Genomic DNA, 9,047 nt, shown 5'->3' with positions numbered 1-9,047 from the left:
CCGCGGGCCGGGCCACGGAACGGGCGGGAGACCGGGCCAGCGACCGGGACGGCGAGAGCGCTCCGGACGCCGACGTGGTCACGGCCCGCCTCGAGCAGGAGGACCTGCTCGGCGCGATCTCCGTGATCCGGCCGCTCTCCCGCTCGGGGACCGAGGAGCTGAGCCTGGGATCGATCACGCTGGACGACGTCGGCGACATGGAGGAGGTGCGCCAGGCCCTCACCGAGACGGTCCTGTGGCCCCTCCAGCACCGCGACTCGTTCGAGCGCCTGGGAGTCCAACCCCCGCGGGGGGTCCTGCTCTACGGGCCCCCCGGGTGCGGGAAGACCTTCGTCGTCCGGGCGCTCGCGGCGAGTGGCCGCCTCACGGTGCACATGGTCAAGGGCGCCGAGCTCATGGACAAGTGGGTCGGCTCGTCGGAGAAGGCGGTGCGCGACCTGTTCCGCAAGGCTCGGGACTCGGCTCCGTCGCTGGTCTTCCTCGACGAGATCGACGCCCTGGCTCCCCGCCGGGGCCAGACCGGGGACTCAGGTGTCGGCGATCGCGTGGTGGCCGCGCTGCTCACCGAGCTCGACGGGGCCGAGCCGCTGGGCGACGTGGTGATCCTCGGCGCGACCAACCGTCCCGAACTCATCGACCCGGCGCTGCTGCGGCCGGGCAGGCTCGAACGGCTCGTCTTCGTCCCCCCGCCGGACGCCGAGGCGCGCGCCGACATCCTCCGCGCCTCCGGTCGCAGCGTGCCGCTTGCCGACGACGTGGACCTGGCCGCGCTCGCCGCGGATCTGGACGGGTATTCCGCGGCGGACTGCGCGGCACTCCTGCGGGAGTCGGCCCTCACCGCCATGCGACGCGACATCGACGCGGCGGAGGTCACCGCGGATGACGTGGCCCGCGCACGGCGGGTGGTCCCGCCCTCCCTCGAACCCGATCAAGTCGAGGGCCTGCGCCTGTACGCCGAGCGGCGAGAGTCCTAGGACCGGTGTCGGGCGGTCGGGGTTCGCGCCCGGGCCACACGGGTTCACGCCCCGGCCACACGGGCGGGCTTGTCGCCGTCCGCCCCGCCGTCTAGACTCTCCCGCCATGCGGAAGATTCTCGTAGTAACCGGACGTAACGGGGCCTGAAGACCGGCACCCCCGTTGCGTGGTTGCTCGATCTCCGTCGGTCCCCGAACCGACGTCCGAGACGAGAACACCATGCGCACCACCGCACCACACCATCCGACCGGTCTTCCCACCCGGCTCACCGAGCGCGTGAGCAGGGCGACCCCCCCTCGCACCACCGCTCCGGGCGCCTGCCCCTTCGCCGAGCGGTTCGGGCGCCGCCTGCCGCGCGGCTTCGCCGACGAGGCGGGGACCCTGGACTGGCGGGAGTTGCTCGACACCTACGCGCCGTCGACCGACCACTTCCACCTGGCGGACTTCTCGCGTCGCCCCCTGGGCCGCGGGATCACCGCATATGAGGCGATCCTGGCCACCCGGGACCCCTCCGCCCCGGGGGAGTTCACCGCCCACCGCCTCACCACCGAGTCCTGTGGGGACCTCACCGCCATGTCCGAGATGCTGGGCCGGATCGGAGCCCGCGTGGAGATCGAGCGCTTCCACCAGTACGAGGGTGACGCGTTCGACGGTTCCGAGTCCTGGTGCACGATCCTGCGGGCCACCTGCGGCCGCCGAGCGACCTGGGCCATGGGTTTCGGACGGTCCCCCTCCGAGGCCTCCATCGCCGCACTCCTGAGTGCGGCGACCCTCCTCCACCTTCGCTGAGAAGGGCCGGGACGGAGGCCTTCTGTAAACTTCCCGGAGAACCCAGACCCTGGTCGACCTCCGGCACCCGCCCCATCAGGCGGGAGCGTCCGCGTGTCGTGTCCCGGTCCACATCTCGAGAGGAGCCGCCGGTGATCGCGATCCTCTCGGCCCACGCCGTGGCCACCCTGATCGCGATCCCCCTGGTGCTGAGGTTCGGTCGCCGGGCGTTCCTCGTCCTCGCCATGGTGCCCGCCGCGAGCGCGGTGTGGGTCGCCGCCAACCTGGACCGCGTCCCCACCGAGTCCGTCCGGTGGGCGCCCGAGATCCACCTCGCGCTGGACCTGCGGATGGACGCCCTGTCGGCGCTCCTGGCCCTCATCGCCCTCGGCGTGGGCGCCCTGGTCCTGGTGTACTGCACCTGGTACTTCCAGGACGACGAACCGCGCCTGCACCTGTTCGCCGCAGAGCTCGTGGCCTTCGCCGGAGTCATGTTCGGCCTCGTCGTGGCCGACAACATGATCCTCCTCTACATCTTCTGGGAGATCACCTCCGTCCTGAGCTTCCTCCTGGTCGGCCACTACGCCGCGCGGGCCACCGCTCGTCGCGCGGCCACCCAGGCGCTGCTCGTCACCACCCTCGGCGGTCTGGCCATGCTCGTCGGGATGATCATCCTCGGCCAGTCCGCCGGGTCCTACCTGATCAGCGACGTGGTCTCCTCGCCGCCGTCCGGTCCGCTCATCCACTGGGCACTCGTGCTGGTGATCGTCGGAGCCGGCAGCAAGTCCGCGATCGCGCCCCTGCACTTCTGGCTCCCGGGCGCCATGTCGGCCCCGACGCCGGTGAGCGCCTACCTGCACTCGGCGGCCATGGTCAAGGCCGGCGTCTTCCTCGTCGCCGCCCTGACCCCCGGCCTGTCGGGCTCGTCCACCTGGCAGCTGCCGCTCATCGTGTTGGGTCTGGTCTCGCTCCTCATGGCCGGGTGGCGGGCCCTGCGCGAGACCGACCTCAAGCTCGTGCTCGCCTTCGGCACCGTCAGTCAGCTCGGATTCCTCCTCGTCCTGGTGGGTATCGGGTCGCGCGACACGATGCTCGCCGGGCTGACGATGCTGCTCGCCCACTCGTTGTTCAAATCGGCCCTGTTCATGTCCGTCGGCGTGATCGACAAGACCACCGGCACCCGGGAGATCCGCGACCTGTCGGGGCTGGGACATCGCCGTCCCGCACTCGCTCTCGTCTTCACCCTCGCCGCCGCCTCGATGGCCGGTCTGCCCCCCTTCCTCGGCTTCATAGGCAAGGAGGCCGCGTTCGCCACCGTCCTGTCCGAGGAGCGACTGCACGGGATGCCGTCGTTGGTCGTCACGGCGGGGCTCGTGGCGGGGTCCGTGCTCACCTTCTCCTACACCGCTCGGCTGGTCATGGGCGCGTTCCGATCCAAGCGCTCCTTCCCCGGCGGCGTCAGCCCCGCCGTCGCGGGATCCCGACCGGCGGGACCACTGTTCCTCTCGGTGCCCGCCGTCCTCGCGGTCTCCGGTCTGGTGCTGGGCCTGTGGAACGCCCCGGTCGAGGAGCTCATCGCCCGCTACGTCGACGTGGCGTTCCCGCCCGGGAGCCCGTGGCGCGGCCCCGAGGGCTACCATCTCGGGCTGTGGCACGGGATCGGCATCCCGCTCGCGCTCACCCTGGTCGTCTACGTGCTGGGCACCCTGCTCTACGTGGCGCAGCGGACCGTGGAGAGGATGCAGTTCGAATCTCCGGCGCTCGGCAACGCCGACCGGATCTACGACGCCGTCCTGAGGTTCTTCGACACGCTCTCCCTGCGCCTGACGGCGAGCATCCAGCGCGGCTCACTCCCCCTCACCCTGGGCATCATCCTCGTGACCCTCGTGCTGTTCCCGTTCGTCTCGCTCCTCGCCGGGACGCGCGAGGGCCTGCGCATGGAGTTGTCCTCGAACCCCGTGGTGCTCATCGTCATGATCCCCATGGCGCTCGCCGCGGTAGCCGCGGCGGTGCTGCGCAACCGCCTCGCCGCGGTGATCTGCATGTCCGTCACCGGGTACGGACTCGCCGTGATCTTCGCCTTCCACGGCGCCCCGGACCTCGCGCTCACCCAGGCCCTGGTCGAGACGCTCCTGATGGTCGCGTTCGTGCTGGTGCTGCGCACGATGCCCGCCGAGGTCCCGCTCTCACACGGTTACCGCCGACTCCGGGCCTGGCTCGGGATCGGCGTCGGTCTGCTCGTGGTGATCACCGGTGCCTACGCCATCAACGCGCGCCAGCACCCCGCCGTCTCGCTCGACTTCCCCGACATCGCCTACCGGATCGGCAACGGCGCCAACGCCGTCAACGTCACCCTGGTGGACATCCGCGCGTGGGACACCCTCGGCGAGATCACAGTTCTCCTGGTCGCGGCCACCGGCGTGGCCAGTCTCGTGTTCCGCAACCGTCGCTACGGTTCCGGTCCGCGCCTGGCCGACGTCGACAAGACCCGCTCCGGTCGACGCGGCGTCGAGGCGGCCCGGATCGTGATCGAGGCTCCCGGCGCGAGCCCCGGCCGGTGGCTCGTCGGCGCCACCGTCCGCGACCCGCGCGCCCGCTCGTTGGTCCTCGAGGTCACCACCCGGCTCGTGTTCCCCACGATGATGGTCCTCAGCCTGTTCTTCTTCTTCGCCGGCCACAACAACCCCGGCGGCGGGTTCGCGGGTGGCCTGGTCGCGGGCCTGGCGCTGGTGTTGCGCTACCTCGCCGGCGGACGCTACGAACTCGGCGAGGCCGTCCCCGTGGACGCGGGACGGATCCTCGGGCTCGGCCTGCTCCTCGCGGCGGGCACGGCCACGGCGTCCATGTTCTTCGGCGCCCCCGCCCTGTCGAGCGCCACGTTCGAGGCCACGCTCCCGGTGTTCGGTGAGGTCAAGGTCGTCACGGCCCTGCTCTTCGACGCCGGCGTCTACCTCATCGTCGTGGGGCTGGTCCTGGACATCCTCCGCAGCCTCGGCGCCCGACTCGATCTGGACGCCGAGGATCTCGAGGAGCTGCGCGCCATCTACGTGGACGCCACCGCCTCGCCGTCCACCGCCGCCCTGCGCAATGTCCCCGGTGTGGACTCCGACGGAGCGCGGTCCGACCTCGCGGCCCACCGCGCCGCCCGCCGCGAGGCCGCGGAGAACCAGGGCTCCCCCACCGGAGGCACGTCATGACCGCCGATTTCGGGCTGCTCCTGCTCGCCGGATTGCTCTGTGCCGCCGGGGTCTACCTGCTGCTGGAACGGGCGATCATCAAGATCCTGTTGGGGATCATGATCTTCTCCAACGGCATCAACCTGCTCCTGCTGGCCGCGGGAGGCCCGCCCGGCAGTCCGCCCATCTTGGGCCGCGGCCGGAGCCCCGACGCCGCCGACTCCGACCCCCTGTCCCACGGGATGATCCTCACCGCGATCGTCATCACGGCCGGCGTCGGAGCCTTCATCCTCGCGTTGGCCTACCGCTCCTACCAGTTCACCACCGCTGATGAGGTCGCCGACGACGCCGAGGACACCAAGATCGCCAAGCGCTCACCCACCGACGCCTGGTCCGCGCCCGACCGGGACCTGTCCGACGACCACAGCACAGGTCAACCCACCGAACTCGGGGACCACGTCGACTACGACGACGACGACCTGACGGACGCCGAGGCGGAGGCCGAAGCGGAGGCCGAAGCGGAGGCGCGAGGTGGGGCCCGCGGGCGCGACGTGCCCGCCCGACGCCCCCGGAGGACGACGCGCCGGAGCGACGGGGACGACCGAGACCACGGAGACGACGGAAGGGAGGGCGGCCGGTGATCTCCCCCGACCTCTTCGGCTACCTCATCCCCTCGGTCGTCCTCATACCCCTGCTCGCCGCGGCCCTGTGTCTGGTGGTCTCCCGCCGACCCCGCGTGCAGAACATCATCACGGTCGTCACCCTCACAGTCGTGCTGGTCATCGCCGGCGTCCTGCTGGTGCTCACCGACCAACACGGCGTCCACACCGTGCAGGTGGGCGGATGGGACGCGCCCGTGGGCATCACCCTGGTGGCCGACCGGCTCAGCGCGCTCATGCTGTGTGTGTCGGCGATCGTCCTGCTCACGGTGATCATCTACGCCGTGGGCCAGGGTGTCCGCGACGGCGACGGCGACCAGCCCACCTCCATCTTCCTCCCCACCTACCTGGCGCTCGCGGCGGGACTGAACGCCGCGTTCATCGCCGGCGACCTGTTCAACCTGTTCGTCGGGTTCGAGATGCTGCTGGCCGCGTCCTACGTCCTGCTCACGCTCGGCGCCAGTCAGGAGCGCGTCCGCGCCGGGGTCTCCTACACCGTCGTGTCGATGGTGTCCTCGATGGTCTTCCTGCTCGGCATCGCACTGACCTACTCGGCCGCGGGCACACTCAACCTCGCGCAGCTCTCCGTGCGGATGACCGAGGTCCCGGAGGGGTTGCGGAACACGATCTTCGCCGTCTTCCTGGTCGCGTTCGGCATCAAGGCCGCCGTCTTCCCCCTGTCCACCTGGCTGCCCGACTCCTACCCCACCGCGCCCGCCCCCGTCACCGCGGTGTTCGCCGGACTGCTGACCAAGGTGGGTGTCTACGCGATCATCCGCTTCCACACCCTCGTGTTCCCCGGTGGGTCCATGGACGGCGTCCTCCTGGTGGCGGGTCTGCTCACGATGGTGATCGGCATCCTCGGCGCCATCGCACAGTCAGACATCAAACGAATACTGTCGTTCACCCTCGTCAGCCACATCGGCTACATGATCTTCGGCATCGCCCTGTCGACCGGGTACGGGCTGAGTGCGGCGATCTACTACGTCGGACACCACATCATCGTCCAGACCACACTGTTCCTGGTGGTCGGACTGATCGAGCGGCAGGCCGGGTCGTCCTCCCTGCGCCGCCTCGGCTCGCTCGCGGTGGCCAGCCCCGTCCTCGCGGTGATGTTCCTCATCCCCGCCCTCAACCTCGGTGGCATCCCGCCCTTCTCAGGGTTCATCGGCAAGCTCGCGGTGGTCCAGGCCGGCGCCGAGGTCGGAGGTCCGCTCATGTGGGTCCTCGTCGCCGGGGCGATGGTCACCAGCCTGCTCTCGCTCTACGTGATGGTGCGCGTGTGGTCCAAGGCGTTCTGGCGTCCCCGGGCCGACGCCCCGGAGGGTGCGGTGGCCCTGGCCAAGCCGCTGGCACTGCTGCCCTCCGACGAGTACGTGGAGTTCGACGAGCGCGAGGAGGTGGGCCGGATGCCGCTGAGCATGGTCGCGCCCACCATGGCCCTGATCGTGGTCTCCTTGTTGATGACAGTCTTCGCCGGCCCGTTGCTCGGGGTGACCGACCGGGCCGCCGAGAGCCTGATGGAGCGGCATGACTACCTGGACACCATCCCCCTCGACGCGACGCCCGACCGCTACGTCGGTTCCGTGACGGGGGTGCGCTGACATGCCCCGCAGGATCGCGGCCCGTCTCGACCCCCGGGTGGTCGGTTCCCGCCTGTTCATGATGCTCTGGCTGACGGTCGCGTGGGTCATGCTGTGGGGCCCGGTCGAGGTCGGGACCATCGTCGCCGGGGTCCTCGTGGCACTCGTGGTGATGGTCCTGCTCCCACTCCCCCGTGTGCCCGTGGAGGGCCTGGTCAGACCTCTGTCGACGGTGTGGCTGGTGATCGTGGTGGCCTACTACCTCGTCCGTTCGTCGCTCGCCGTGGCGTGGCTGTCCGTGCGCCCCCAGGCACCGCCCCGTTCCGCCGTGCTGCGGGCACCCATGCGGCTCAGGTCGGACTTCACGCTCGCCCTGGCCGTCAACACCCTGAACCTCATGCCCGGAGGCGTCGTCGTGCGCGTCGATCCGGTGGCCCGGTACGTGTACGTCCACGTCCTGGACGCCGGCAGCCCCGAGGCGGTCGAGCGGTTCCGGCGCCAGACCGCCCACGTCGAACAGCTGTACTCTCGGGCGTTCGAACGGCCCGAGGACTGGAAACCGAGCCCGCAGCACTACTACGCCCCCTCGGAGGAGTACGGGACCGACAGCGAGGAGCACCGATGAGCCTGACACTGCTGTTGTGGAGCGCGGCCGTGGTCGCCCTCACGCTCGCACTGTTCACCACCATGATCCGTCTGATCGGTGGCCCGGGCACCCTCGACCGACTGATCTCGCTGGACATGCTCGCCGCGATCGCCCAGTGCGGCGTCGGGGTGTACATCGCGTGGAGCAAGGACACCACGGCGGCGGCCGCCCTCGTAGCACTCGCACTGGTCGCCTTCCTCGGATCGGTGTCCGTGGCCCGGTTCCGCGTCAGCGACTCCGCCGGAGTTCACAAGGAGACCCTCACATGACCGACGACCCCAGGGAGATCGTCTCGGCGCTCTTCGTCCTCGCCGGGGCGTTGCTGACCCTCGCCAGCGCCATCGGTCTGGTGCGCTTCCGCGACACCCTGAGCCGGATGCACCCTGCAGCCAAACCGCAGGTCCTGGGACTGGTGCTCGTCTTGCTGGGGGCGAGCATCCGGATCTTCCCCCACATCGACCTGGGAATGCTGCTGCTGGCCGGCATCGTGGCCGTGTGCACCGCACCGGTGATCGCCAACCGAGTGGGCAACCTGGCGTATCACGAGAGCGTCGAGGACGGCACGATCACCCACGAGGCCCCGGTGCTGGAGAAGTTCCAGGCCAGCGAGGCCAACCGGAAGAACACATCCTGACCCGCCGATCGGGTCCGGGCGCCGGGACGACTCGAGCCCCGCTCCCTTCACGGGGGCGGGGCTCGTTCGGTGGTACCGGGCTACCGGTCGATCACGGGGCGGGCTGAGCAGGCGACACCGCGGTCCCGGTCTGGCCCTGGGTGGGCTGATCCCCGACGGGGACCTCCACGAGGACGTCCTCCTCGATCTCGACGACCTCGACCTCCGCGCCCTCGACTTCCGCGCCCTCGACCACGTCGGCGTCCTCCGCCTCCGCGTCGGCCTCCCCCGTGTAGGTGGGCAGGGTGTAGGGGGCGTCGGGATCCGCGGGCTGCTCGTTGGGCGGGGAACACGCGGTCACGGCGAACGCGAGTGCGAATGCGGGAACCGCGACCATGAGGCGGCGGGCGGTCTGACGCGGGGCCATGAGGGCTCCTTCGATCTCGAAAAGCTGCAGGTCGCTGTGAGCACGCGTCCCGACGGGCGGAGTGCGTGAACTCATCATATCCTCAGCAGTCAGCGGTCGAGGTCCTGGGTGACGATCACGATCACCCCGGGGGCACCCACCTCGAGATCGGCAGGGCGGGGCAGGGCGGGGATGCCCAGCTGGGCATCCCCGCCCTGCCC

General features: G+C 70.5%; 9 protein-coding genes. 8 read left to right on the top strand and 1 reads right to left on the bottom strand.

The window, feature by feature from the left end; all coding sequences use genetic code 11:
* The 8 genes from IY392_RS11840 to IY392_RS11805 form a co-directional block, all read left to right on the top strand.
* A partial coding sequence (locus IY392_RS11840; RefSeq protein WP_228549331.1) for a 26S protease regulatory subunit occupies positions 1–974 on the top strand: 974 nt, incomplete at its 5' end.
* A gap of 220 nt (positions 975–1,194) precedes the next feature.
* Complete coding sequence (locus tag IY392_RS11835) at positions 1,195–1,764, top strand: hypothetical protein (RefSeq protein WP_182612344.1); 570 nt, start codon at positions 1,195–1,197, stop codon at positions 1,762–1,764.
* 131 nt (positions 1,765–1,895) lie between these two features.
* Positions 1,896–4,940 (top strand): Na+/H+ antiporter subunit A, encoded by a 3,045-nt coding sequence (locus IY392_RS11830; protein WP_194861330.1) that lies wholly within the window; start codon positions 1,896–1,898, stop codon positions 4,938–4,940.
* Positions 4,937–5,560, top strand: coding sequence for a Na(+)/H(+) antiporter subunit C (locus tag IY392_RS11825; protein ID WP_194861329.1), 624 nt, complete (start codon positions 4,937–4,939; stop codon positions 5,558–5,560). The genes IY392_RS11830 and IY392_RS11825 overlap by 4 nt, the downstream gene beginning before the upstream one ends.
* Positions 5,557–7,182, top strand: a complete 1,626-nt coding sequence (locus IY392_RS11820) for a Na+/H+ antiporter subunit D (RefSeq protein ID WP_107757392.1) — start codon at positions 5,557–5,559, stop codon at positions 7,180–7,182. Before IY392_RS11825 ends, IY392_RS11820 begins: the two co-directional genes overlap by 4 nt.
* 1 nt (position 7,183) lies before the next feature.
* Complete coding sequence (locus tag IY392_RS11815; RefSeq protein ID WP_107757393.1) at positions 7,184–7,786, top strand: Na+/H+ antiporter subunit E; 603 nt, start codon at positions 7,184–7,186, stop codon at positions 7,784–7,786.
* Entirely contained in the window at positions 7,783–8,076 is a 294-nt protein-coding gene (locus tag IY392_RS11810; protein ID WP_107757394.1) for a monovalent cation/H+ antiporter complex subunit F, read from the top strand. The genes IY392_RS11815 and IY392_RS11810 overlap by 4 nt, the downstream gene beginning before the upstream one ends.
* Complete coding sequence (locus IY392_RS11805; RefSeq protein ID WP_107757395.1) at positions 8,073–8,441, top strand: monovalent cation/H(+) antiporter subunit G; 369 nt, start codon at positions 8,073–8,075, stop codon at positions 8,439–8,441. The genes IY392_RS11810 and IY392_RS11805 overlap by 4 nt, the downstream gene beginning before the upstream one ends.
* A 91-nt stretch (positions 8,442–8,532) precedes the next feature.
* Here IY392_RS11805 and IY392_RS11800 read toward each other — a convergent pair whose 3' ends face one another.
* Complete coding sequence (locus tag IY392_RS11800) at positions 8,533–8,847, bottom strand: hypothetical protein (protein ID WP_182627045.1); 315 nt, start codon at positions 8,845–8,847, stop codon at positions 8,533–8,535.
* Positions 8,848–9,047 lie beyond the last annotated feature (200 nt).

It is taken from the genome of Dietzia sp. SYD-A1 (assembly GCF_015356725.1).
In the GTDB taxonomy this organism is placed as follows: domain Bacteria; phylum Actinomycetota; class Actinomycetes; order Mycobacteriales; family Mycobacteriaceae; genus Dietzia.
This window is presented reverse-complemented; position numbering and strand designations above follow the sequence as displayed.

Coding starts and splice junctions, on each gene's coding strand:
- IY392_RS11835 (WP_182612344.1), top strand. CDS start 1,195: ATGCGCACCACCGCACCACACCATCCGACCGGTCTTCCCACCCGGCTC.
- IY392_RS11800 (WP_182627045.1), bottom strand. CDS start 8,847: ATGGCCCCGCGTCAGACCGCCCGCCGCCTCATGGTCGCGGTTCCCGCA.
- IY392_RS11815 (WP_107757393.1), top strand. CDS start 7,184: ATGCCCCGCAGGATCGCGGCCCGTCTCGACCCCCGGGTGGTCGGTTCC.
- IY392_RS11825 (WP_194861329.1), top strand. CDS start 4,937: ATGACCGCCGATTTCGGGCTGCTCCTGCTCGCCGGATTGCTCTGTGCC.
- IY392_RS11805 (WP_107757395.1), top strand. CDS start 8,073: ATGACCGACGACCCCAGGGAGATCGTCTCGGCGCTCTTCGTCCTCGCC.
- IY392_RS11810 (WP_107757394.1), top strand. CDS start 7,783: ATGAGCCTGACACTGCTGTTGTGGAGCGCGGCCGTGGTCGCCCTCACG.